This is a genomic window from Streptococcus ratti FA-1 = DSM 20564, assembly GCF_000286075.1.
GTDB classification, from domain to species: Bacteria; Bacillota; Bacilli; order Lactobacillales; family Streptococcaceae; genus Streptococcus; species Streptococcus ratti.
This window is the reverse complement of record NZ_AJTZ01000005.1, coordinates 455,735-480,822: the sequence shown is the minus strand read 5'-3', so window position 1 is coordinate 480,822 and position 25,088 is coordinate 455,735. Positions and strand designations below refer to the sequence as shown.

16 protein-coding genes and 2 pseudogenes are annotated in these 25,088 nt (G+C 41.7%); all 18 read right to left on the bottom strand.

Annotated elements, in window-relative coordinates; translation table 11 throughout:
• Positions 1-58 precede the first annotated feature (58 nt).
• Positions 59-4,207: pseudogene (locus tag SRA_RS04300) on the bottom strand (glycoside hydrolase family 70 protein); the annotation flags it as partial.
• A 77-nt stretch (positions 4,208-4,284) separates the two neighbouring features.
• Positions 4,285-4,450: pseudogene (locus tag SRA_RS10560) on the bottom strand (KxYKxGKxW signal peptide domain-containing protein); the annotation flags it as partial.
• A 183-nt stretch (positions 4,451-4,633) separates the two neighbouring features.
• Positions 4,634-5,554: an AEC family transporter gene (locus SRA_RS04295; protein WP_003088035.1), complete on the bottom strand. Its 921-nt coding sequence runs from the start codon at positions 5,552-5,554 to the stop codon at positions 4,634-4,636.
• Positions 5,555-5,662: 108 nt separating this feature from the next.
• On the bottom strand, positions 5,663-7,438 hold the full coding sequence (locus SRA_RS04290) for an ABC transporter ATP-binding protein (protein WP_003088033.1): 1,776 nt from the start codon (positions 7,436-7,438) through the stop codon (positions 5,663-5,665).
• Positions 7,439-7,446: 8 nt separating this feature from the next.
• Entirely contained in the window at positions 7,447-9,183 is a 1,737-nt protein-coding gene (locus SRA_RS04285) for an ABC transporter ATP-binding protein (RefSeq protein ID WP_003088031.1), read from the bottom strand.
• A 15-nt stretch (positions 9,184-9,198) separates the two neighbouring features.
• Positions 9,199-9,672, bottom strand: a complete 474-nt coding sequence (locus tag SRA_RS04280) for a GNAT family N-acetyltransferase (protein ID WP_003088029.1) — start codon at positions 9,670-9,672, stop codon at positions 9,199-9,201.
• Positions 9,672-11,540: an ABC-F family ATP-binding cassette domain-containing protein gene (locus SRA_RS04275; RefSeq protein WP_003088028.1), complete on the bottom strand. Its 1,869-nt coding sequence runs from the start codon at positions 11,538-11,540 to the stop codon at positions 9,672-9,674. Before SRA_RS04275 ends, SRA_RS04280 begins: the two co-directional genes overlap by 1 nt.
• Complete coding sequence (locus SRA_RS04270) at positions 11,533-12,747, bottom strand: CCA tRNA nucleotidyltransferase (protein ID WP_003088026.1); 1,215 nt, start codon at positions 12,745-12,747, stop codon at positions 11,533-11,535. Before SRA_RS04270 ends, SRA_RS04275 begins: the two co-directional genes overlap by 8 nt.
• Positions 12,744-13,511 carry a 4-hydroxy-tetrahydrodipicolinate reductase gene (gene dapB, locus SRA_RS04265; RefSeq protein WP_003088024.1) on the bottom strand — a complete coding sequence of 256 codons (768 nt, stop codon included), beginning with the start codon at positions 13,509-13,511 and terminating at the stop codon, positions 12,744-12,746. Before dapB ends, SRA_RS04270 begins: the two co-directional genes overlap by 4 nt.
• Positions 13,512-13,522: 11 nt before the next feature.
• The gene (locus tag SRA_RS04260; protein WP_003088022.1) at positions 13,523-14,368 is read right to left on the bottom strand and encodes a DegV family protein; all 846 of its coding nucleotides are present in this window, start codon (positions 14,366-14,368) and stop codon (positions 13,523-13,525) included.
• A 5-nt stretch (positions 14,369-14,373) separates the two neighbouring features.
• Complete coding sequence (locus SRA_RS04255; RefSeq protein ID WP_003088020.1) at positions 14,374-14,748, bottom strand: DUF1149 family protein; 375 nt, start codon at positions 14,746-14,748, stop codon at positions 14,374-14,376.
• 69 nt (positions 14,749-14,817) lie between these two features.
• Positions 14,818-15,339, bottom strand: a complete 522-nt coding sequence (locus SRA_RS04250) for a hypothetical protein (protein ID WP_003088018.1) — start codon at positions 15,337-15,339, stop codon at positions 14,818-14,820.
• 189 nt (positions 15,340-15,528) lie between these two features.
• A complete protein-coding gene (locus SRA_RS04245) occupies positions 15,529-16,032 on the bottom strand; it encodes a phosphatase PAP2 family protein (RefSeq protein WP_003088016.1) in 504 nt (167 codons plus the stop codon).
• A gap of 409 nt (positions 16,033-16,441) precedes the next feature.
• Entirely contained in the window at positions 16,442-18,295 is a 1,854-nt protein-coding gene (locus SRA_RS04240; RefSeq protein ID WP_003088015.1) for a bifunctional homocysteine S-methyltransferase/methylenetetrahydrofolate reductase, read from the bottom strand.
• A gap of 16 nt (positions 18,296-18,311) precedes the next feature.
• The gene (gene metE / locus SRA_RS04235; RefSeq protein WP_003088014.1) at positions 18,312-20,549 is read right to left on the bottom strand and encodes a 5-methyltetrahydropteroyltriglutamate--homocysteine S-methyltransferase; all 2,238 of its coding nucleotides are present in this window, start codon (positions 20,547-20,549) and stop codon (positions 18,312-18,314) included.
• Between the two features lie 596 nt (positions 20,550-21,145).
• The gene (locus tag SRA_RS04230) at positions 21,146-23,104 is read right to left on the bottom strand and encodes a PTS fructose transporter subunit IIABC (RefSeq protein WP_003088013.1); all 1,959 of its coding nucleotides are present in this window, start codon (positions 23,102-23,104) and stop codon (positions 21,146-21,148) included.
• Positions 23,101-24,012 (bottom strand): 1-phosphofructokinase, encoded by a 912-nt coding sequence (pfkB, locus tag SRA_RS04225; protein WP_003088012.1) that lies wholly within the window; start codon positions 24,010-24,012, stop codon positions 23,101-23,103. The genes SRA_RS04230 and pfkB overlap by 4 nt, the downstream gene beginning before the upstream one ends.
• On the bottom strand, positions 24,009-24,752 hold the full coding sequence (locus tag SRA_RS04220; RefSeq protein ID WP_126417927.1) for a DeoR/GlpR family DNA-binding transcription regulator: 744 nt from the start codon (positions 24,750-24,752) through the stop codon (positions 24,009-24,011). The genes pfkB and SRA_RS04220 overlap by 4 nt, the downstream gene beginning before the upstream one ends.
• Between the last annotated feature and the right edge of the window lie 336 nt (positions 24,753-25,088).

Sequence of the window (25,088 nt, the reverse complement as noted above, 5' to 3'; positions counted from 1 at the left end):
AAAATTTTCAAATTTCTTATATAAACTGCTTATAAGAGATTAATCCAGCTTTTATCTGTTATAGATAGCGTGCAATTCCCCAGCGGTTGATGGCAATTCTTCTACCATTCGCTAAGGTAAGGACTTTATTGTAAACCATGCTGCCGCTATCCTTATCGTAATAGCGCAGCAGCCCCCAGCCATCATAGGCAACATCACCTTTAACCTGCTTGCCTTCTCTGGTAAAGAAGAGCTGCTGATTATTGATATACTGACTGCCTGTTACTGCTGTTCCGTCTGAGCCCAGATAATACCAACTACCATCTTTATCTGCTTCGAAGCGATTGGTTTGCAGCTCGCCTGAATCTGCATGATAATAACGGATCTTGCCATTATCATTGACAAAGCTGCCTTTAACTTGCTTACCGTCCTTGGCAAAATAGAGTTTTTGCCCATTAATCGTCTGGCTGCCTGTTACCGCTATTCCGTCTGAGCCAAAGTAATACCAATTATTTTGACTGTCTGTTGCAAAAATATCATGTGCCAGCTCGCCTGAATCTGCGAGGTAATAGTACAGTTTGCCATCATTATTAGTGATAATCTTTCCTTTGACTTGTTTACCGTCTTGGTCAAAGGAATAAGACTTGCCGTTAATAGTTTGGGCGCCTGTCAGCGCTATTCCATCAGCCCCAAGGTAATACCAGTCACCATTGCTGTCATTGGCAAAACGATTAACAGCCATATTTCCTGAACCATCGTCAAAATAGCGTTTGTTACCATCAGCATCGGTTATCCATTCACCCTTGACTTGATAGCCGTCTTGATCAAAGTATTGTGTATTGCCATTGATCGTTTGCAAACCTACTGCCATAACGCCGTTTGCATCAAAGTAACGCCACTTCGTATCTCCCTCAAAGGAATAATAGTCATTGCTGTAGCGATTGCCCAGACGGCCAAAGTAATTCTTGGTGCCATCAGCATTTTCCAAAATAGTCTCACGCAGCTGAACACCATTAGGCAGGAAGTACTGGACTTCATTATTTAAATGCTGCAGACCGTAGACCATATGGCCATTATTATCGAAATAATACCAGTTGCCTTTGGCATCCTGAATAAAGCTGTTTTTAGCCTGATAGCCGCTGCTTGAATAAAAGGTCAGTCCGCTGCCATCATTAACGAAACCTGTTAAAGCCTGCTGATTAGTCAGCTGTTTAGGCAGATAGGTTTCCTCGCCATCCAAAGTGAAGTACTTATCGCTAGCTGCATCTTTAAGGACATAGCCGACACCGCGTCCCAAAATATTGGTACCGTTGAAATACTTAGCCTGCCATTGGGTAATCTTTTCACTCGGATCTAATTTTTGGCCTGTTGAAATTTGATTGCGTTCAAAGATGCTAGGATACTTGGCTGTCAGCTCGTCTAAGAAAGCTCCGCCGTACTTAGCCTGGTAGTCATCACCGTTGGTCTTAGTATTAGCCAGATAAAGCGTATCCTTAATTTCAGAATCGTAACGGTATTCACCATAATCATTGACACGGGTCGCTGTTACGACTTCTCTGCCCGGAAGATTGTAAATTTGGTCCGGCACCCAATCGGCAATTACTTGAATACCGCTGCGGTGTAAGGCCTTAAGCGCATTAATCATATCCTGCTGAGAACCATATTTATTGTTCTTACTCATAGCAAGATCATAGCGGTCTTCGAAAGCATAACCATTTAAAATGATTGAGTCAAGGAAGGAACCATCTTCAGATGACACATACTGCGGTGCCATTTCAAAGGAGGTAACACCCCATGATTTGAATAAATCAACATTTTGAGCAATTAATTTATTAGTATATTCAGAATCCTTGGTAACGAAATCTTGAAAGTTTGAGAAACCTTCATAGATTAACTGTGAATCCAGAGCGCTTGAAGAATTATAGACTTGACCGTCAGCATTGGCCTTGTTGCTAGCTGCTACGCGTACATCTTGGCTGTCACTGGCTCCGACTGGCACCCAGACAGCCAGATAACCTGATACCTGCGGATTGAGATAGCCTTGAATATCAGCTGCCGTAAAGACTAATTCACCCTTATCGTTTGTCTTGCGGTAAAGCGATTTAGCAGCATTATCAGATGCGTAAGTTGCAAGTCCGTCCTGAGTAGTTAAGATGAGCGGACGGTACTCTTGGTTCTTGTGAGCTGCCCCCATATTAATAACCACTTTGTCGCTAGCCTTTAATTTCAGGCTTGGGTTATTGCTGGTAATAACAGCCATTCCTTGAGTCTTAGTAGCTTCATTGCCGCTGTCGCTTGCTTCATTAGCTCCTGTACCATAGCGCACAGATGTTAAGACGCCGGTATAATCCCAATCCATATTGGACTTATCACCCTCGACATAAGTAATTTTCATGTCCTGACCGCCGGCTGCATACTTGATCCGAGCTTTCATTAAAGTCTCAATAGCATCATAGTATGGTGATTTCGTCGCCATGTATTGACCATCATCAGTATACATATCACCATAGTAAACACGGGTGATAGAATCCTTGTTGGATAACATCAAGGCATAAGCTGTAGGAATATTAGATTGTGTGTATTTCTTATTGGCCTTATGCATGTCTTCGTTGTAAATCTTGAAGGCTTGCTTCAGCTCATCTAAAGTAAAGGTTAGTCCATCAGTGTTTGGATTGATATTGTCTTTGATAATTTTGGCAATAACAGTCTGAACCTCACTGTCATGTGCCCGGATAAAGATATAGTTAGCCATGCGCTCACTATTTTTTCCTTGAGCTGAACGGTCATTCAAACTGTTAGTAATAAGAGGTTCAAGGCCGCTGCGGATATTGCTTTTATCTGTTGTATCTTTTTCAAGAGGGCGGGCCAAGGCATAAAGGAGCGACAGACGAAGCTTATTATCAATCGGCAGCTGTGCCCCGTAAGTATCTTTGTTGTACTGCGGATCATTGTCTGACCAAGCTTCTAAGATAGACAGATGATTAATGGCATTTTTCTCGCTCTTATCTACACCATAGTAGGCTTTAAAGTAGTCTGAGGCGATTTGAAGCAAGTCAGCATTGACATTATCAACAGCATCAACTCGTACGCCGTCAAAATTAGCTTCAGGGTCATTGGCTACAATAGAACCATAGTTCATTAAATAATGAAGCCAGTTCAGCTGCTCTGCCTGAACAACAGGATTGGAATTATCAATATCATTAGCTAGGAGGAATTCATAGCCGCCCGTAGAATTATCAGCGAAATATTTTTGCTCACCTGTCTGACTGGTTGGTGTGCGGTTGAGCAAACGGTAGTCAGAATTAGCATGAGGAGTACGTTCATCGTTGACATAGAGAAGAGCTCCGCCCTGAAGGTGGTCTTTTTCACCAGCCGAAGTATCAGATTCTGTCTCAATATTCCAATTGGACTGAGTCTTTACAAAACTGTTGATAATATCACGCAGCCATTGTGTCTGCTGGGTTTGCGAAATTTTAACTTCAATCTTTGCCTGAACTTCTTGGGCAGCTAAGTTCAGACTTTCCTGGCTGCTGTCAGCCGTATAGTTAGTTCCTGTTCCCAACCCCTGCTCATTCATGTAATTCAGATAAGCTACCTGAGTTTGCTTGTCAGGCCACCAAGACATCAAAAGCGGACGAAGGTCCGATTCGGTTGATGCTGTCCAGGTCTTGCCGCCTTTCAGGATGTCCTTAGGACGGTACCAAGAGTCCGCTGTTACATAATTATCAACGGTTTCAAGGCTGTCCTTCTCAAAATTAACGATTTGGTTGTGCGGTGTGTACTCATTATTTAAAGATGTCAGACCTTGTGTAAACTGATATTGTGCCGTATCTGACAAAGCTCCTGTTTCTTTATCAAAGAACAGCGTCACCCCATCGACAGTTAAGGCAAAATTCTTTTTCACCTGACCGTCTGAGCCAATATAATAATACTTGCCATCAATCTTTTTAACATTTGGAATAGCCGATAAATCAGCATCACTTAATTTTTTTGCTTGATTCTGATCGGCTGTCTGAGCTGAGGTCACACGTTTTCCGGACGTCTGCACCTTGGCTGCTCTGGTTGTCTCTGAACTTGCTGCCTGTTCATGTTCCGGAGCCGTCACGTCTGTCTCAGTACTTTCTTGAACAGTGCTACCTTGGCTCTGTTCCTGATTCTCTGCATTCTCTGCCGTTTCAGTAACAGCTTCGGTACTTTGCTCCTGTACTTGCTGAGATTGCTGTTCAGTGACTTGTGCCTCTTGTTCAGTGACCTTTTCTGCAGCAGACTGATCAGCTGCAGAAGTCTCCGCTGTACTCTCGCTCTGGCTTTGCTGAGTGACAGCAACTTGATCATTAGATGCCTGTTCAGTTTCTGCTGCTGCAGATACACCCAGACCAGCACTGCCCAAAGTAAGTACGCTAGAGGCAACGGCGATTGTCACCCAGTGCTTTTTCACTTTACGCATTTTATAACGTAGTTTCGTTTCCATAAAAATTCCCCCTTTTATTAATTAAACATTATAACTTCATAATCCTATAAAACTGATGACACTTGGATTACAAACTTCTTTCTTTGTTTTGCTAACTGATTAAAGTCAAAAACCAGAAATTATTTTTAACAAAAATATAATCCATTAATAAAAAATAAAAAATCCAGTCAAGCAACTGAATTTTTATAGATATAAAAGACTTGCAATTGTCATATTTATCGGTATGGAAACCAGTGATAAAATCGTTGTTAAGAGCACTAAGCGCGAACCATATTCATAATCGCCGCCGTAAACCTGACTGAGCAAGGCAGCATTCATGGCTGTCGGCGAACAAGAAGCTATTGTCAGTGCCAGCTTCATATCATGAGCCTCTGCTGGCAAAAGCCAGATAAGAATGATACTGGCTAAAGAAGTCACAAATAAGCGCAGAAAAGCCGTGTAATATGCCGGCTTATAGAGAAAAATTTCCTTAAAGTCAGCCTTGTAGAAATAAGAGCCCAGTACCAATGTTGATAAAGGCGTATTTAATTTGGCAATCGTCCCGATAGCATCTGTAATGACTGTGGGTAAATCATAAGGCAGGCTAAAGAAAAAGAGGCCGATAACCGTTGCAATCATGGCAGGGTTGATGAAAAGCGAGCGCCAATTAATGACATTCTTATCCCTGGCAATGAGATAGAGTCCATAGGTCCACTGCATAATCTGATTGGCAACTACAAAGCCTGAGATAAAAAAGACTGCATTGGTACCGCCGACAGCTTCCGCTAAGGGCGTACCCATAAAACCGACATTGGCAAACAAGGCGGCATAGCGATCCATATTACGATCGTCAGCCAGCAGAAATTTCACCATGAATATCCGTGTGATAAGAAGGAAAAAAGCAGAACCGATCATGATTAAGAGCAGGCTCAGCCGATGAACAGAAAATTTCTGACTGATAAAGGAAGAGACGAACAAACTCGGTGCAACATAGGTCGTCAAGAGTTTTGATAATTTAAAGGTAACATCCTTAGTAAAAATATCCTTATGCGCTAGAAACATTCCTGCTCCCATAATTAGAAAAAGCACTACTAATTTCTGGAAAACCAGACTTGCAATGGCCATAAAAACTCCTTTCATTCTGCTTTTGCTTAATGATAACATTATCTTGTAAAAATCAACGAAATGATTCTGAATTTCCCCTTCTAAACAGCAGCAAGACTGTTTTAGCTGCTAAGCTTCTGCCGATTGGCTGAACTGGCTCATGTACAGATCATAATAGAAACCTCTATCAGCTAGCAAGCTTTGATGGTTCCCTTGCTCAATGATTTTCCCGTCTTTTAAAACAAGGATTTTATCAGCTTCCTGAATGGTTGAGAGACGATGGGCAATAACAAAGCTGGTCCGACCTTCCATGAGCTTAGCCATCGCTTTTTGAATCAACAGTTCCAAACGTGTGTCAACAGATGAGGTCGCTTCATCCAAAATAAGAATCTTAGGATCAGCTAAAAGAGCCCGGGCAATTGTTAATAACTGTTTTTGTCCCAGAGAAATATTATTTGATTCCTGATTTATTTCCATATTATAGCCGCCCGGAAGCGTCCGGATAAAATGATCAACATTGGCTGCTTTGGCTGCTTCAACAATGTCATCATCGCTGGCATTTAGATTGCCGAAACGCAGATTTTCCTTAATCGTTCCTTCGTAGAGCCAGGCATCTTGCAAAACCATACCAAATTGCTGACGGTAGTCCTGACGCGACAGATGGCGGATATCATGACCGTCAACCTCAATGGCACCCTGCGTTACATCGTAAAAACGCATCAAAAGATTAATCAAAGTTGTCTTACCGGCACCTGTCGGACCAACAATAGCAACCATTTCACCAGGTTTAACATCCAGATTAAAATGACGGATAAGTGGTTTATCCGGTGTGTATTGGAAAGAGACATCCCGAAAGCTGACCTGCCCGGTCAAATCATGCTCTAGTTTTTCACTTGGCTGACTGATTTCATTTTCTTCATCCAGAACTTCAAAAATACGCTCCAAAGATGATTTAGCACTCTGCAAAACACCCGATAGCTGGGTGATTGTCTGAATCGGCTGACTGACCTGCCAAATATACTGTACAAAAGCCTGCAGGTTGCCAATAGTCAGCTTTCCTGCCAATACCTGCAAACCGCCCACAACTGCAACAATCAGATAAGCCCCATCTGAAATAGCATTGAGCACTGGCATCATGGTACCCGAGATAAAGCTTGCTTTGAAACCGACATTGCGCAAATTTTCCGTAATATCACGAAAATCTGCCGCAGATACTTCTTCACGGCCATAGAGTTTGATGACATTAAAACCTGTCAAATTTTCCTGAACAAAGCTGTTCATATCTCCCAGCGTATTAGCCTGCTTTTTAAAATAAGGCTGGGATTTTTTCAAAATGAAACGGGCGCTGAAATAGGTCAAAGGAATGCAGGCAATAACAATCATAGCCAAAGGCAGGTTAAGACTGAGAACCATAGCAATCACTAAAATAATGGTCAAAAAAGCATTAATGATCTGCAAAAAACTCTGCTGCAAAGCATTTGAAACTGTTTCGACATCATTGGTAAAGCGGCCCAGCATATCTCCAAATTGATGCTTGTCAAAGTAAGAGACTGGAATCTTGTTGATTTTTTCATTCAAATCCTGACGTAAATCACGGATACTTTTCTGCACAGCATTGGTCATAAAATAGTTGGAGCCATAAGAACCGATACTGTAGAGGAGCCCGCGGATAAAATAGAGCAGCAAAACGCTAAAAATATAAGCCGTATTGATATGAGCTCCGTTGACACCTCTGGCCATATCGAGCAGATTAGCTGTCAGCTCTGTCATCACAAGCCCTAGAACAAAAGGTTCGAGGACATTCATGACAGAGCTGAGAATTTTAAGAAAAATAGCAAGAAAAAGCGAACTTTTATAAATTTTTAAGTATTGCCACAAGCGAAGAAAAATATTTTTCTGTTTCATGAGATCTCCTAACCTTCTGTCAAACTATGATTATCAAGCTGCGAATTAGCAATTTCGCGGTATATCTCATTGGACTTCATCAGCTCATCATGGGTTCCTCGGCCGACAATTTCACCTTCATCCAAGACAACAATCTGATCAGCATCCATAATGGTTCCAACACGCTGGGCGACAATTAAAACGGTAGCTTGGCCCGTTATTTCTTTCAGACGTGCCCGCAGCTGAGCGTCTGTCTTATAATCCAGAGCTGAGAAAGAGTCATCAAAAATATAGATATCTGGCTTTTTAACGACAGCCCGAGCAATGGATAAGCGCTGCTTCTGACCGCCTGAGAGGTTGCTGCCGCCTTCGGCTAAATGGGTATCAAATTTTTCTTTTCGGCTTTCAATGAACTCTTTAGCCTGAGCTACCTCAGCTGCCAAATCCAATTCAGACAGAGTAGCATCTTCTTTGCCATACTTAAGATTCTCACCGATAGTTCCGGTAAAAAGCAGGGCTCGCTGCGGAATAAATCCGATTTTCTGGCGCAGAGCTTTCAAATTATAATCACGGACATCAACGCCGTCAACGAGAATTTTGCCCAAGGTCACATCATAAAATCGTGGAATCAGATTAACCAATGATGATTTTCCCGAACCTGTACTGCCAATAAAAGCAATAGTCTCACCCGGACCAGCTTTAAAGCTGATATTATGCAAAACAGGACTTTCAGTCTCTCCGGGATAGGCAAAGGTAACATTGTCAAACTCCAAATAGCCCTTCGTTTGGGTATTAACAATGCCGCCTTCATTAGGATTAATTGAAATGGGCATAGCCATTACTTCCTGAATGCGTTTGCTGGATACAGCCATCCGCGGATACATGGTGAAAATATTGGCAAATATCAGAAAGGAAAAAAGGGCATGAAAGCTATATTCAATAAAAGCAAGAAGATCGCCAATCTTAATCGCAGACTTTTGCAGGGGATCCAGTGAAAAGTACACAATAGCTACAATCATAACGACGATAATCTGGACAAAAAGAGCTTCTGTCAGACCGGTTAACTTAAACAGCCGGCTAGAGGTATTTTCATAAGTACTGTTTTTTTGTGCAAAACGCTCCTCTTGAAAAGATTCACGAGCAAAGGCACGAATAACCCTAAGACCAGTAAGGTTTTCACGCACATACTGATTAACCTTATCCAGCGTCCTTTGCTGCTTCTCAGATAAGGGACGTGTTTTAATTGCCACATAATAAACAACCAAAATTAAAAAAGGAATGGCAACAACGACAACCCAGGCCAATGATGCGCTGGTCAAAAGAACCATAATAACACTGGAGACCATCATCATGGGAGTCACAATTCCCATTCGTAGGGACATTTCAGCAAACTGCATGAGAACAAAGGCATCGCTAGTCATACGCGTTACTAAGGAAGCGACACCGATTTTTTCATATTCGTGGTGAGAATACTGCTGCAGTTTGTCATACATATCATTTCGCATATCCCTAATCATTGTTGTTGTCAGTCTGCTCGAAGCATAAGCTAGTGTAATCCGCCCTGCTATGCCAAGCAAAACAATAACAAACATAATAAGAGCCCAAAAATAAAGAGCCTTTTTATCAGCCGGCGTGATGCCTTGGTCAATCATTCGAGCCAAAGCAGTCGGCAGGCCTAAATTCACCACAACAAATAAAAAAGCACCTAAAACATCCAATATCAGCCATTTAGGATACTTTTTCAAATAAGACCAAATATAAGCCATATCCTCTCCTTTTTCTTACAAATCTTTTACCATCCAAACATCCATAGCATCATGCGAACCTTCAAAAGACAAGGAAGACTCTAAAGCAGTAAAACCAAAGTGCTCATACACCTTAAGAGCCTGCTTGAGTACATGCGAACTTTCAAGGTAGAGCTTAGCAAATCCCTCTTTTTTAGCTTCCTGAAAAATATGCCTCAGCAAAAGGCCGGCTATGCCCTTGCCGCGATATGCTCTGTGTACATAAAGCTTTTGCAGTTCTGCCGTTTCCTCAGAAACAGGTACAAAACCGCCAACTCCGACAATCATCTGATTATCTTCCACAACAAAATAGGCTGATCTGGGACTAGATCGATAATAACCCGCCAAATTGTCTAAATAAGGATCAAAGTAGGCAGTGCCCTTAATAGCCAAACCTTCTTTTTCTAAAGAATGGCGAATGAGCGCAGCTACTGCTGCATTATCTTTTTTCTCGATAGGTCTTAGCTGCATTACTTCTCCAAGTCACTTAAATACTCATAGCGCTCGTATTTTTCCAACAGCTGATCATTCATATCATCAAGCTCATTCTGCAAGACCGCCAATTGTCCATAATCTGAGGCATTTTCCTGCATGGCTGCCTCAATCTCCTCGATTTTAGATTCTAAATTAGCAATATTATCCTCAATCGTCGTCCACTCTTGTTTTTCAAAATAGGACATGCGCTTCTTTTCGCTCTTAGCCCTTTCAGCTCTGGATTTTTCTGTTTTTTGTGTCATAGCAGAGCTGGATTTTTCAAAGTCTTTTTCATCCAGATAATCGCTATAATTACCAAAAAATTCACGAATGCTATGATTTTCAAAAGCCAAAATTTTAGTCGCTACTTTATCTAGAAAATAACGGTCATGGCTAACCGTAATGACAGGGCCTGAAAAATCCTGTAAAAAATTCTCAAGAACTGTTAAAGTCGCAATATCAAGATCATTAGTTGGCTCATCTAAGAGTAAGACATTAGGCTTTTCAATAAGGATTTTTAGTAAATAAAGACGTTTCTTTTCACCGCCTGATAACTTAGAAATAAGCGTCCCATGTGTTGAGCGCGGAAAGAGAAACTGCTCCAAAAGATCTGTTACGCTAGTTGTTCCAACAGCCGTTTTAACTTCATCTGCTGCTTCCTGCAAATAATTAATCACGCGCTTATTGTCATCCATATTTTTAATTTGCTGTGAAAAATAACCAATTCGGACTGTCTCCCCAATATCAAGTTTGCCAGAACTTGGCTGCAGTTCACCATTAATGAGATTTAAAAGAGTTGATTTACCAACGCCATTATCACCAACGATGCCAATGCGATCTTTATTTTGAATAAGCAAATTAAAATCTGTCAAAATCGTTTTATGAGGATAGGCAAAGTTGACCTGTTCAAAGTTGATAACCTTTTTACCGATACGACTGGTTGCAAAGTTGATTTCAAGGTCAGCTGAAGCCCTTGTGCCTGACAGGTCGGTTTTGAGGTCATTAAATCGATTAATCCGGGCCTGCTGCTTTGTTGCTCTGGCCTGCGGCTGCCTGCGCATCCAAGCTAATTCTTGTTTATAGAGTTGCTTTTTCTTGTGAAGCGCAGCCGTATCGCGCTCATCCTGCTCAGCTCTCAAGCGAACATAATCTTGGTAGTTGCCTTGGTACTCTGTCAAACTGGCATCATGCAGTTCGAAGATACGCGTTGCAATATTGTCCAAGAAATAACGGTCATGGGTAATAAAGAGGACCGTTTTTTTACTGCTTTTAAGGAAATTAGCCAGCCAAGCAATGGTATCAATATCAAGGTGGTTGGTTGGTTCATCCAATAAAAGCAGATCGGCATCATTCAGCAAAACTTGGGCTAACTGTACTCGCCGCTTTAAACCGCCCGACAAGTCACCAACCTTTTGAGATAAATCCAAAAGTCCTAATTTAGACAAAACGGTCTTAACTTCACTCTCAATGGACCAAGCATCTAAAGAATCCATCTCTGCCATGACTTTTTCCACTTGTTCCTGACTGGCTTCGCTGTAATTTGCCATCAGCAGCTCATAAGTATGAATCAGCTGCATTTCTCGTAAATCTGATGACAAGACCGTATCAAGAATTGTTTTTGTTTCATCAAAAACAGGTTCTTGTGTCAGATAGGCTATCTTGTAATCATTTTTACTAGAAAAAGGTGACTTATCACCATCAAAACCCAATTTACCAGAAATGACATCAAGAAGAGTTGTCTTTCCAGTCCCATTGACACCAATAATACCAATACGATCAAGATCATGAATGATAAAAGAAATATCCTGAAAGACCGTCTTATCGCCGACTGTTTTGCTTAGCCCTTCAACAATAAAATCACTCATTCTCTTTGATTTCCCTTCTGACAAAATCTAAAATAGCCTGTCTTTCATTGGCTAAGTTTCCATCAACAATAAAACTTTCAATTTGATTCAAGATTTTTCCTAAATTTGGTCCCGGTTTCAAAGCAAAAGCCACGATTAAATCACCGCCCCTGACCACAATTTCATGCTTGTCATGAATGGTTAAAGCTGCATCTAGCTCCTTAATGCGTTCAAAATCAACCACTAAACCTTGAGCCTGCCGCAATTCTTCGACCAGCATTAACAATGATGCACCATAGTGATAAACATCAGCTTTCTCAATTTGTCTTTCCTGCCGCAATCTGTAAATAGCCAGAAGTTTTTCTACTGTTTTTTGGAAATCATTAGAAGTTTTCCAACTTTTCAAGAAAGATTTAATATTTTTGATATCCAGATACAGCAGTACACTTGCCCAAGCCTGTTCTGAACTGGTAAAAGTAAAGTCCTCCGGTAAATCTTTCAACAGTTTTTGCCACTTATCCGCAGAATCTTGTAAGAATGGCAGATAGTCATAGGCCTGACTGACAATCAAATAATCAATCCCTTTACGCCAATATGGTGCCAGCAACAGCTTGTCAAACTCGATAAAAGAACGCTCTACCGAAATTTTTTCCAACAAAGGGGCATGTTCTTTCATAGCTGTGAAGGTTTCTTCTTCAATATCAAAGTCCAAACTGGCAGTAAAGCGCAGGCCTCTCATGATCCGCAGAGCATCTTCGTTAAAACGCTCAGCAGCATTGCCAACTGCTCGCAGCCGCTTTTGCCCTAAATCTGCCAAACCGTTAAATTTATCAATCACTTGAGACCGCTCATTGAGAGCGAAGGCATTGATGGTAAAATCACGGCGCTTTAGATCCTCTTCCAAAGAGCGCACAAAAGACACCTGACTGGGTCTGCGGTAATCCACGTAAACATCCTCAGTCCGAAAGGTCGTGATTTCATATTCATGTCCGTTTTCTAAAACCAAAACGGTGCCATGCTCAATGCCAATATCTACCGTTCGCGGGAAAATCTTCTTAGTCTCTGCAGGGTAAGAGCTGCTGGCGATATCAACATCATGAATGGGCTGGCCCAGCAAAGCATCGCGCACACTGCCGCCTACAAAATAAGCTTCAAAACCTGCCGCCTTAATTTTCTCTAATACTGGTAAAGCCTCCTGAAATTCAGAAGGCAAATCTTTTAATCTCATAGTAAATGTTCCAAACCATAAACAAGCTGCTCTCGTTTCACCACTTCTTTGATTCCCAAATTAACACCGCTCATAAAAGAAATCCGATCATAGGAATCATGACGAAGTGTCAAACCTTCTCCTTGGGCACCAAAAATGACCTCTTGGTGAGCAACAAGACCTGGTAAACGGACACTATGAATTCTAAAGCCATCAAATTCAGCTCCACGTGCACCAGCCAGCGTTTCTTCCTCATCTGCCGCACCTTGTTTTTTATAGTTGCGTACTTCTTGGATGAGTTCAGCTGTTTTAATGGCTGTTCCGCTCGGAGCATCTTTTTTCTTATCATGATGTAATTCAATGATTTCAAGATCAGGGAAATACTTGGAAGCCTTAGCAGCAAATTCCATCAGCAAAACTGCTCCAATAGCAAAGTTCGGTGCAATCAAACCACCTGTTTTTTTGTCAGCAGACAAAGCAGTCAAATCGGCAATCTGCTCTTGCGTAAAACCGGTTGTCCCCACGACTGGACGAAAGCCATGTTCAAGAGCAAAATGCGTATTTTCATAAGCTACTTTAGGGACAGTAAAATCAACCCAAACATGGGCATCAAAACCAATCAAATCATTTTTATCCGTAAAGACAGGTACGCCATCAATTTCCTTTTCAGCTGCGAAAGGATCCAAAAGCGCTGCCAATTCAAGCTCATCGTCATTTTTAACCATATCAACAGCTGTTGAACCCATTCTTCCCTTAAAACCTGCAACAATCACTTTAATACTCATTTTGTCTCTCCTTAAATCATTGGTATAGCACCAAGGGCAATAGCTCCTTCACCCAGGTGGGTAGCAATAACGCCATTAAAAGGAACAATGGCAAGATTTTCTGTATAGCCTTCTTCTGTTAAACGGTTTTTCAAATCTTCTGCCTTCTCTTTGGCATTGGCATGAATAATGTAGACCATATAAGAGCCATCAGCAGTAACTTCATCTATGATCGAAATGAGACGTTTAAGGGCTTTTTTCTCAGTTCTGACCTTCTCAAAAACTTCAATTCGGCCATCCGTAAAATAAAGGATAGGCTTGATACTCAAAAGATTTCCTAAGAGTGCCGAACCATTTGATAAACGGCCGCCCTTAACCAGATGGTTAAGATCATCAACCATAATAAAGGCTTTGGTCTTATCAATCATGATCTTCAGATTGGCTAAAATCTGCTCAAAAGGCAAACCTTCTTGTCCCCATCTCAAGCTTTCCATAACCATCCATCCCATAGGACTGGAGGTAATTTTAGTATCGGGAAAGGCAATTTCAAGCTTATCATGCTCAGCAATCAAGTATTGGATATTTTGGTGAAATCCTGAAATACCGCCAGACAGAAAAAGACCGATAACATGTGTGTAGCCCTCTGTTTCTAAGTCGGTTAATAAATCATCCAACTCAGCTAGATTAGGCTGGCTAGTCTTAGGTAATTCTTTGGAAACAGCCATTTTCCTATAAAATTCATCAAGACTTAGGTTTTTACCTTCAGTATAAATCTTTCCATCAATAGTAATATCAATATCAAGAATAAAAAGATCTTCACTTTGATTAAAATCTTGCGGAAGATAGACCGATGAGTCCGTAATCACAGCTAATTTCATCTTATTTAGAACTCCAAGCTTACGCCTTCTTTATCAAGTGCAATTTCAGTCACTTCATAGGTCATGCGTTTTAAAATATCTAGCAGAGGAGCTGCTAAAGTCGCGACTTCCTCCTGTGAAAATTCGCTAGGCTGATTAATCAAGCGATCTTTAATCTTAACCATTTGTGACAGAACACCACTAAGAACAAACTCATCGCGGACAATCATGAATTGCAAGACAGCCACAACAGTTGTCTCATTTAATTCTTCATTTTTTTCGACTAATTGGAAAGTAACTTCGACATCTGTTTCAGGTGTCCCATTCTCTTTTTCCCATTCTAAGTTTCTAGCATCATAGTGATATTGGTTAACAAATTCTTTTTGACGTACAATTTCCATTGTTATCTCCTTGTTTTACATTACCACTCATTATAGCATAATTAAGGCTAAAGTTAAAGAAATCCCTTATCAGAATTTCTTTTGCGGATGCTTGGCAACGATGTCTGGATGCCGTTTTAAAACAGCTCTTCCCTTATCCGTTAATTGATAGCCTCTGAGATCAAACAAAGATTCCAGATCCTCATTGGAGTAAACCTGTGCAAGAGCTTTTTCTGCATCATAACGTTTCATTTTAGACAGCCCTTTAACATGCCGCAGCTGCAAAAATTCCTTTAATTTAGGCACAGCTAAATATTTCAAGGACTCAAAAGCCGTATTCAGCCTGACATAGTTTTCTTGAATCAGCCAGTCTAATTCTTTCTGGGCATCAATGCCATAGCTGGTATAAAAATACTTATGGTGGAAAGCTTGATTGGTATAGGTGCCAAAACTAATCCGCCAAAGCATAATAATATGGCCGGGCAAAAGACCTTCTGCTGTGCGTACCATATTGCGCTTGGGAATAGGCTTTTTTAGGAGCTCTTCTTGATAGCACGGAGCAAAATAAGGAAGTTCTGCATGATTCGCATAAACATCATAAAAATTTTTCATGCTTCTATTGTAACAAAAAAAGAGCGACAGCAAAATCAGCTTTTCTTCAGAAATTGATAGTGCAAACTCTTTTTTGGTTAACAGTAATATCTTGATTTAGCCGCAAGTAAGGTTTACTTTTTAGTTCTTCTTTCTACTTTAAAACGTTTACCCCCTCTAAGCGCAGCTGTGTTAGAACTGCCAAATCTATCAAGCCAAAAAAAGCAGGCTGCCTGCTGCAAGTCCGATTAAATAGCCGACAATAACATCCTTAGGATAATGCACACCGCCTAAAACACGGCAAAAAGCTAACAAAGCAGATAAAATTAATAAAAAGATTCCGCCTCCAATGGTCACACGCAGGACACAAACACTGATTATCACCGCTGAAAAAACATGACGGCTGGGCATAGACTGCCCTTTTGTTTGCTTTGTAATCAAGGGCTGAATTTTCCAGACCTCATAAGGTCTGGGACTATTAAGAATCCGCCTTGCCAGAGACAGCAAAATAAAAGCCGTACCCGGAACGACAATATAAGACCCCAAAATACGTATCGTTTTTTGAGACCAAAAAAGATAGACCAGCAAAGCCAGATAAAGGATGGGCATCAGTCTGGTAATGAAAATATTTGTCCATTTGATGAGCCGGATAAGTCTCGGTCTTGTTCGGATTGGTTCTGTCAAACTTTCATAAAAGGTTGCGTAATTTTTCATCTGTCATCTGTATTTCTAAGAGATTCTAAGAGAATGAGACAAAACACGATTGTTCCCCAACCATGCTCTTCTCCCATTCTCAGTTCAAATCTATTATAGCATTTCTAGTCAAATCCATCAGCATCCAGTTGAAAACGAGCGGATCAGTATTCTATCAAGAATTTCCGTCTTTAATTCAGAAGAGCAATACCTATCTTTCTTTTTTGAACAATCGCTGCTTCGTACTCTTCCATAAACCAAATGAACTGTGGCAAACGAAGAATCCTCACTCCAAACGGTTAGAGAAGTTTTGACTGTGGAAGGATTGATTTCTTAGCTGATAGAGTTCAGCTTTAACCTCGTCATTTAATGGCATCAAAAAGCACCTCAATCGTTAGCTTTTTTAGACTAACCCTTGGGGTGCAGTTCATTAAGCTCGCTTTTTCATGACAGCCGTCCGCTCTTGAATATAATCAATCAAGTCCAAAGTAAGATCATAGCGCAGAAAGGGCGTGATGAGGTAGATTCCCTTAAAATAATTTAAGGCGCAGTCAATTAATGCCTTGCTTTCTGCCAACGCAGCCGCCTGACAGGCCGCTTTATCGTCCTTAACGGCTTTCAGCTTTTCCAAAAGTGTTTCTGATAAATGGATTCCTGGGACTTCGTTGTGCAGAAAAACAGCATTGTTATAAGACGTTATTGGCATAATGCCAACGAAAAAGGGCTGGTCGTAGGCTTTTGTCAGCTCTCCTAACTGATGAATCGTTTCTTCGTTAAAAATAGGCTGTGTAATAAAATAATCAGCTCCTGCTTTAATTTTACGCTCAATAAGACGGCTGCTTTTTTCTAACTGGCGGACATTAGGATTAAAAGCTGCCGCTGCTGTAAAATGAGTTGCCCTTTTCAGGCTGGCTCCGCTGTAGCCTTTTCCTTGATTCAATTGCTTAATCAAAGACAGCAATTTAAAACTAGTGGCATCGTAAACACTGGTCGCTCCAGGAAAATCACCGATTTTTGAAGGGTCCCCTGTAATAGCAAGAATTTGATCAAATCCCAGCACATCCATTCCCAAAAGGCGCGACTGGAGGCCAATCATATTATGATCACGGCAGGAGAGATGAAGTAAAAAAGGTGTTGTCACTTCATCTTTTAATAAAGACGCCAGGCTGAGATTGCAAATGCGGGTTTTGGCCAGAGAATTATCCGCTAAAGTGATAGCAGCGATATTCTTTTTGTCCAGAGCCTTGATTCCTTCGACAAACTTATCAATGGCTAATGTCTTAGGAGGGTCAATCTCTGCAATAATCGTTACTTCTTTTTTAGCCTTATCTGCCAGAGTTTCTTTTTTGCTGATTTCATCAATGAATTCTTGCTCCGTAATCAGCGGAGTAATAACCTTGCGTTCGACCGGCTTTAATTTTTTGATGCCTCGCTTAATAGCTCTTATATGATCCGGTGTTGTTCCGCAGCAGCCGCCAATCAAACGCACACCTTCTTCCACAAAAAGCCGAGCGCAGTATTCAAAATAATCAGCATTCTGACTAAAGCGATACTGCCCTTTTTCATCATCACTGACAAATGATAAAAGACTGGCATTAGGATAAGCAGACAGATAGCTTTGTGCAAAAAGAGGCACCTGTTTAAGGGACTGAATCATATGATAAGGTCCCAGATGACAGTTCAGCCCGACAATATCAGCACCCAGCATCACTAAATTGCTGAGAGCCTCTACTAAGGGGCGGCCGTCTTCTGTAATGCCTGCTTCGTGGAGCGCCATATTGGTTATCAAGGGCAGGTCAGTCAGCGGTCTTATTGCTTTTAGAACAGCTTCCAGCTCTTCTCTGTCATAATAGGTTTCAAACAGCAAGCCATCTAGCTGTTTCGTTTCTAAAAGCGCCTGAGCCTGTTCAACTGTCTCTTCAACAATCTCTTCCAGACTAAGCTCACACTGTTTCAGTCCTCGCGAAGCCCCTATTGTTCCCAAAACAAAAACATTTTCTCCGGCAGCCTGACGAGCTATCTCGACTGCTCTTTGATTGATTTCCTTAATATCATTATCATAGCCAAAACTTTTAAGACGGTGCCGTTTGGCGCCATAAGTATTGGTCTCAATAACATCAGCTCCTGCATCAATATAAGCCTTATGAATAGCTAAAATACGTTCGGGATGGCTGATATTATAGTAGTCGTGGCAAGATTCTAAACCATCGGCATAAAGAAGGGTCCCCATAGCGCCGTCAGCTACTAAAATATCGGTTTTTAATTTATCTAGCAATTTGGACATGGACACTCTCCTTGACTTAATTTCCCAATTTTTGACGAACTTCCTTGGTCGCTGCGACCAAAACTTTGAGAGCTGTAATAGTTTCAGGCTCCTGTCTGGTTTTCAGCCCACAATCAGGATTGACCCAGAATTGCTTAGGAGAAAGTTTATGCAGAGGTCTTTCGATATTAGCAACAACTTCTTCTTGAGAGGGCACGCGCGGTGAGTGAATATCATAGACACCTAGACCGATACCCAGCGGATAAACAGCAGTCTCAAAAGATTCAATAATATCACCATGACTGCGGCTGGTTTCAATGGAAATAACATCCGCATCAAGAGCCCGAATGGAATCAATGATTTCATCAAATTTGGAATAGCACATATGCGTATGGATCTGCGTTTCATCCTTGACAGACGATGTCGCTATATGAAAGGCCCGAACGGCATCATCGAGGTAAGCTTTTTGCTTAGACTTGCGCAGCGGCAGTCCTTCGCGGAGCGCTGCCTCATCGACTTGAATAATAGCAATACCAGCATCTTCCAGAAGCTTGATTTCGTCTTTGATAGCCAGACCAATCTGTTCAAAGAGCTGTCTGCGCGGAATATCTGTTCGTTCAAAGGACCAGTTGGTAATGGTAATCGGCCCCGTTAGCATTCCCTTGACCGGCCGATCCGTAAGACTCTGCGCATAAACAGTTTCACGGACAGTCAAGGGTTTTATATGCTGGACATCACCGTAAATAATAGGCGGTTTCACAGCCCGAGAACCGTAAGACTGAACCCAGCCCAGTTTTGTCGTGGCAAAACCTGCTAGCTGCTGACCAAAGAATTCGACCATATCAACCCGCTCAAATTCGCCGTGAACCAAAACATCAAGATCCAAGTCCTCTTGAATGCGAATCCAGCGTTCGATCTCAGCATTTATAAAGGCCTGATAATCTTCGTCGCTTATCTTACCACGCTTCCAAGCCAAACGCGTCCGCCGGATTTCCTGCGACTGCGGAAAAGAACCTATCGTTGTCGTTGGTAAAAGCGGCAGATGCAATTTGTCCTGCTGCAGCTGACGTCTTTTTTCAAAGCTACTGCTTCGTTCAGTCGGTACATCTTCAAGATTTTCCAACTCAACATTTCTGAAATCAGCGGCCTGAAGAGCTTCAAAATGGGAGATATGCTCCCTGTAGGCAGGCCTTTCTCGGCCGTCCAGCTTTTCTGCCAGAAGCTTAACTTCCTGTAATTTTTCATCAGCAAAAGCTAAGCCATTTAACAAAACAGCTTTTAAATCTGTCTCATTTTTAGCAGTCACAGGCACATGCAAAAGCGAACAGGAAGGCTGGACGGTTATTTCAGCAGCATTTTCTTTGATTGTCTGTAAGAGTTCAGCGATTTTGACAAAATCAGAACTCCAAATATTGCGGCCGTCAATCACACCGGCAAAGATTTCCTTATTTTTGAAAATCCCCTTTTTCAGAGCTGCGAGATTTTCTTCCAGGCCATGGACAAAATCAAGTCCAAAAGCTGCAACAGGGAGCTTAGATAAGCTTTCTGCATCAACCAGAGCCTCGAAATAAGTCTGAAAAATAAACTTAGCATGCGGAATCTCCTTAGCAAAATAGCCATAAACAGCTTTTGCTGCTTCAAGATAATCAGCCCCCTCATCGGTCACAAAAATCGGTTCATCAACCTGAATATAAACTGCTCCTGCGTCAGTCAATTCTTTGAAGACCTGCTTATAGAGCGGCAGAAGACTTTTGACAGCGGCAGTAAAATCTTCAACGCCGGATGAAAGTGCCACATAGGTGATGGGACCAGTGATAACAGGTTTAGCTTTATCTCCTACAATCTCTCTTGCTTCCAGATAAAGATCCAAAAGACGAGTATTATTAAGTTTCGGGCGCTGTTTTGTCCATTCAGGAACAATATAATGATAATTAGTGTTAAACCATTTCTTCATGGAAGAAGCAACATTGTCCTTGCTGCCCCGAGCAATAGAAAAATACAGGTCAATGTCAGCATCCTCCTTAGCAAAGCGCTTAGGAATGATATTGAACTGGATAGACAAATCCAAAATCTGGTCGTAAAGTGAAAAATCCCCGACCGGAATTAAGTCCAGTCCTGCATTCAGCTGCTTTTTCAAAAAATCCTTCCGCAGTGCTTTGGCGCCTGCAAATAGCTCTTCTTGGCTAATTTTCTTTGACCAGTAAGACTCAATCAGCTTTTTCCATTCACGATTTTCTCCCAAGCGCGGATAACCCAAATTAGAAACTTTTGTCATTTAATCCTCCTTATAGTTTTGAGCTTAGAGGCACCTAAACAGTCGCCTCATAACTATAACCTATTTTTTTATTTTGATTAAAATCATACTAGATAATTACTGTTAAATCAATAGTTTATGGGTTTTTAGCTTTTTATGCTTTTATATAGTTTAAAACTATATATGTAGGGGTTGCTATAGCTAATAACTATAATAAAAAGATTGCACAGCTGCTAAAATTCAAAACTGCAGTCTAGCACAAAAAAAGAGGTTGGGCCAAAAGTCCAACCTCATCAATTAGAGTTCATTTTAACATCATAAGGCAGTGGTTGGGAGAAACTCTGTCAGCTTTAGCTAACCTAGAGTTTCCCCTGCACAGTTCATTAGGCACTTTAGTGCCAATGAACCACTGTTGACTGGCAGTTTCGTTCGTGTTTTACGCTCTTGAGCTGACCGATTCAACTGTGCGGGGGTGGGAGTGAAACGGTCTGGGGAGAGACCGTTTCAGGTCACCGCCTAGAAATTAGGGAGCGGTGAGAACCAAAATTTTCAATTTTTGGGTTGATCCCACTCCCTTACTTTTTATCTTTTTTGACAGAGCTCTTAAGGCTCTATTTTTACTTTGCCTTGCGAAGCATACCAAAGAGGATGCCTGAGACGACAGCTCCAATGAGGATATACAAAAGATAAAGCAAAGCATTGCTGGTCAAGGCGATAACAAAAATTCCGCCATGAGGAGCCATCAATTTGATACCTGACAGACCAACCAAGGCACCTGTAAGGGCTGAACCAACGATGAAACTTGGAATCGCACGCGCTGGGTCAGCTGCACCGAACGGAATGGCACCTTCAGTAATGAAAGACAGTCCCATAACAATGTTAGTTAAGCCAGAATCGCGTTCTTCTTTGGTAAATTTGTCTTTGAAGAGCAGCGTAGCAACAAAGACGGCAAGCGGCGGTACCATACCTCCGGCCATAACAGAAGCCATAACCACAGAACCACCTGAGGAAACAGTCGCTGCCAATGTACCTGTACCAAATACATAGGCTGCTTTGTTAACAGGACCGCCCATGTCAACAGCCATCATGCCGCCAACCAAGAGCCCCATCAAAACAGCTGAGCTGCCTGAGAGGTTTTCAAGGAAGGAATTCAGAGCCGTATTGATGCTGGCCATCGGAATATTAACAAAGAGCATGAGGAAACCAGTTACCAAAACACCTAACAAAGGATAAAGAAGGATTGATTTAACCCCTTCAAGTGAGCGCGGTAGCCCGGTCAAGAGTTTCTTAAGAAGCAAGATAACTCCGCCTGCAAGAAAACCACCTACAAGGGCACCCAGAAAACCAGAAGGGACTCCTGCTAAAGCCAAAGTTTCTTTGCCGCCGCTGGCAAATGGAACCTTACCAAAAGCCAAACCGGATTTAGCAATATAACCGGCAACAAAACCGGCAACCAGACCAGGTTTTTCAGCAATAGAGTAGGCAATATAACCAGCTAAAATCGGAAGCATAAATTCAAAGGCTGCATTACCGACATTTTTGAAAAGAGAAGCCAGTTCATGATAAGATCCCAGATTAGATAACTGATCCTTAGGAACTCCCATCAAATTATCAATCAAGAAGGCAAGAGCAATGGCAATACCGCCACCGATAACAAATGGCAGCATCTGTGAAACACCGCTCATTAGGTGTTTGTAGAAGGCACCACCCAAGCTTAACTTTTCAGCAGAAGCATCGCTGACAGCAGCACTGTCGGCTGCAGCTGTATAAGTGTCAGCCTTATCATCAAGAATTATACTGATTAGCTCTTCTGGTTTTTTGATACCTTCTGCAACCGGCCGTGAAATTAAAGGCTTGCCATCAAAACGATCCATCTCAACAGCCTTGTCGGCTGCAATGATAACACCTTTGGCACGCTTAATGTCATCAGCAGTCAGTTTATTGCCGATACCTGAAGCACCGTTTGTTTCAACCTTAATAGCAACTCCCATTTCAGCAGCTTGTTTCTTGAGGGCTTCTTCTGCCATATAAGTGTGGGCAATCCCAGTTGTACAAGCTGTTACAGCCACGATAAAATCTTGATTGTCGGTTGCCGGTGCAGCTGGTGCTTCTTCTTTCTTTTCTTCTTCAGTTTCATTAAAGAGAGCGATAACATCGTCAGGAGTAGTTACTTGGCGCAATTTATCAGCAAATCCATCTTTTAAAAGGTACTGAGACAGTTCAGCCAAGGCTGCTAAGTGCGTATCATTAGCACCGTCTGGTGCAGCAATCATAAAGAAAAGATCAACCGGTGCACCATCAAGGGCTTCATAATCAACGCCCTTATTGGATTTAGCAAAAAGGACAGTCGCTTCCTTAACAGCTGCATTCTTGCTGTGGGGCATGGCAATGCCATCACCAAGGCCTGTTGACGTCTGTGCTTCACGGTTCATGATACCAGCTTTAAACGTATCAAAATCAGTAACGATACCTTTTTCGACCAGCTTTGAAACCATTTCATCAATAACAGCTTCCTTAGTGGTTGCCTGAAGATCAAGTAACATCACGTCTTTGTTCAGTAAGTCCTGAATTTTCATCTTTTTTCTACCTCTACTTTTTTGTAAGTTTCCTTTATAAAGTCAATACTGGCTAAATCATCTGAAAAAGCTGTTGCTGTACCGCAGGCAACCCCCCATTTGAGAGCTTCTACAGGATCTGCTGTCTTAACAAATTCACCTGTAAAACCTGCAACCATGGAATCGCCGGCACCAACAGAGTTCTTTACCTGTCCCTTAATTGGCTTAGCAAAATAAGCCGCCTCCGGCGTTACCAATAAAGCACCGTCACCTGCCATTGAGATGATGACATTTTGCGCTCCCTTAGCCAAAATCTCACGCGCATATCTTTCAACATCATTCAATCCTTTCAGTTCGACATCGAAAATAGCTTCCAGCTCATGGTTATTGGGTTTGACCAAGAGTGGCTGATAAGCCAGAGCGTCAAGCAAGGTTTGTCCCTCAAAATCACACACGATTTGGGCGCCGGTCTGTCTGACAAGCGGAATCAAACGTTTATAGATTTGATTGCCCAGATTGGCCGGAGCACTTCCTGCAAACACAACGGTATCTTCTGAGGAAAGCTGGCTTAAAACAGCTTCTAAGGCTTTTACCTGCTCATCGCTTATAAGGGGGCCTGTCCCATTAATCTCGGTTTCTTCATCAGCCTTGATTTTAACATTGATCCGTGTGTCCTGATCAACATGAACAAAATCAGTCTTAATACCTTCAGCAAGCAAGCCTTCTTCAACAAATCTACCGGTAAAACCGCCAATGAAACCTGTTGCAGTATTATCTTGTCCTAAGCGCTGCAAGATACGGCTGACATTAATCCCCTTTCCTCCGACAAACTTATCGTCACTGTCCATACGATTAACACTGCCAATTTTTACAGTATCAATGCGGACGATAAAGTCAATGGAAGGATTGAGAGTTACGGTATAAATCATACTTCAATCACCTTCGTTTTTTTCTTCGTTTCTTTTAACATACGGCTGTCCGATTTATTAGTGATAATAGTCACTGCTTCCAGCCGATCAACTTTAACAAATGAGGTCTGTCCCATTTTTGAAGCATCCACTAAAGCATAGGTCGTCTGAGCATTGTCAATGACCGTCTTTTTGATAGCTGCCTCTTCTGCATCAGGGGTTGTCAAGAAATGCAAGTCAACACCATTCATGCCAATAAAAGCTTTATCAAAATTCAGCTGACTGAGCTGATTAATCGCAAACTGACCGATACTGGCGTCTGTTGAATTTTTGACATAGCCGCCGATAACCAAGGTATTGATGTTTTTTTCCACCATTTTTGCTGCGTGGTGAATCGAATTGGTTACCACAGTCAGTCCTTCCTGCTGCAGCAGGTCTAAGAGCAATTCAGTTGTCGTTCCGGCATCAATAAAGATCACATCACCGTTAGAAATCATCTCAGCTGCTTTTTGAACAATGGCCTGTTTGGCTTGAACGTTTTTGATAGATTTTTGCAGAATCGTTTCTTCCTCTTGTAAGGGATGATTTTTTTCAGCTCCGCCATGAACACGGTGAAGCTTTTTCTCACTTGCTAACTCGTCTAAATCTCTGCGAACGGTCGATTCAGAAGTATCAAGAATACTAACAAGAAATTCCAAGGTTACAAAATTTTCCTGCGACAGCTTTTCCATGATAATCTGCTTACGTTCAGATTTTAAAATATGACCTCACCTCCTGTTGAAATCGTTTACACCTGTTATTATATACTGCCATAGGATAACTGTCAAGCAATTTCTGCCAAATTCTTTCAAAAAGCAACAAAGGTCTTAAAAGTAAGCAACAATAGTAAAGCTCCTGCAAAACGGTCTGTCAATCCCCTACCAATCGTAAATCTGCTGCTATTGTCTGTTCTATTTTAACGTTTTTAAAAGTAGAAAGACTGACGAAAACTACTTTGATTGGCTGCTGAGCATAAAAAAGCGGAGAGAAAGTACCTTCTTCGAATGACTGGTTTCTCTCCGCTTTCTTTTCATTAAATTATTTTGCCGGCTCTGTGA

Bases quoted from the DNA above. Each gene is read 5' to 3' on its own strand.
- SRA_RS04295 (WP_003088035.1), bottom strand. From the start codon at position 5,554: ATGGCCATTGCAAGTCTGGTTTTCCAGAAATTAGTAGTGCTTTTTCTA.
- SRA_RS04290 (WP_003088033.1), bottom strand. From the start codon at position 7,438: ATGAAACAGAAAAATATTTTTCTTCGCTTGTGGCAATACTTAAAAATT.
- SRA_RS04285 (WP_003088031.1), bottom strand. From the start codon at position 9,183: ATGGCTTATATTTGGTCTTATTTGAAAAAGTATCCTAAATGGCTGATA.
- SRA_RS04280 (WP_003088029.1), bottom strand. From the start codon at position 9,672: ATGCAGCTAAGACCTATCGAGAAAAAAGATAATGCAGCAGTAGCTGCG.
- SRA_RS04275 (WP_003088028.1), bottom strand. From the start codon at position 11,540: ATGAGTGATTTTATTGTTGAAGGGCTAAGCAAAACAGTCGGCGATAAG.
- SRA_RS04270 (WP_003088026.1), bottom strand. From the start codon at position 12,747: ATGAGATTAAAAGATTTGCCTTCTGAATTTCAGGAGGCTTTACCAGTA.
- dapB (WP_003088024.1), bottom strand. From the start codon at position 13,511: ATGAGTATTAAAGTGATTGTTGCAGGTTTTAAGGGAAGAATGGGTTCA.
- SRA_RS04260 (WP_003088022.1), bottom strand. From the start codon at position 14,368: ATGAAATTAGCTGTGATTACGGACTCATCGGTCTATCTTCCGCAAGAT.
- SRA_RS04255 (WP_003088020.1), bottom strand. From the start codon at position 14,748: ATGGAAATTGTACGTCAAAAAGAATTTGTTAACCAATATCACTATGAT.
- SRA_RS04250 (WP_003088018.1), bottom strand. From the start codon at position 15,339: ATGAAAAATTTTTATGATGTTTATGCGAATCATGCAGAACTTCCTTAT.
- SRA_RS04245 (WP_003088016.1), bottom strand. From the start codon at position 16,032: ATGAAAAATTACGCAACCTTTTATGAAAGTTTGACAGAACCAATCCGA.
- SRA_RS04240 (WP_003088015.1), bottom strand. From the start codon at position 18,295: ATGTCCAAATTGCTAGATAAATTAAAAACCGATATTTTAGTAGCTGAC.
- metE (WP_003088014.1), bottom strand. From the start codon at position 20,549: ATGACAAAAGTTTCTAATTTGGGTTATCCGCGCTTGGGAGAAAATCGT.
- SRA_RS04230 (WP_003088013.1), bottom strand. From the start codon at position 23,104: ATGAAAATTCAGGACTTACTGAACAAAGACGTGATGTTACTTGATCTT.
- pfkB (WP_003088012.1), bottom strand. From the start codon at position 24,012: ATGATTTATACCGTAACTCTCAATCCTTCCATTGACTTTATCGTCCGC.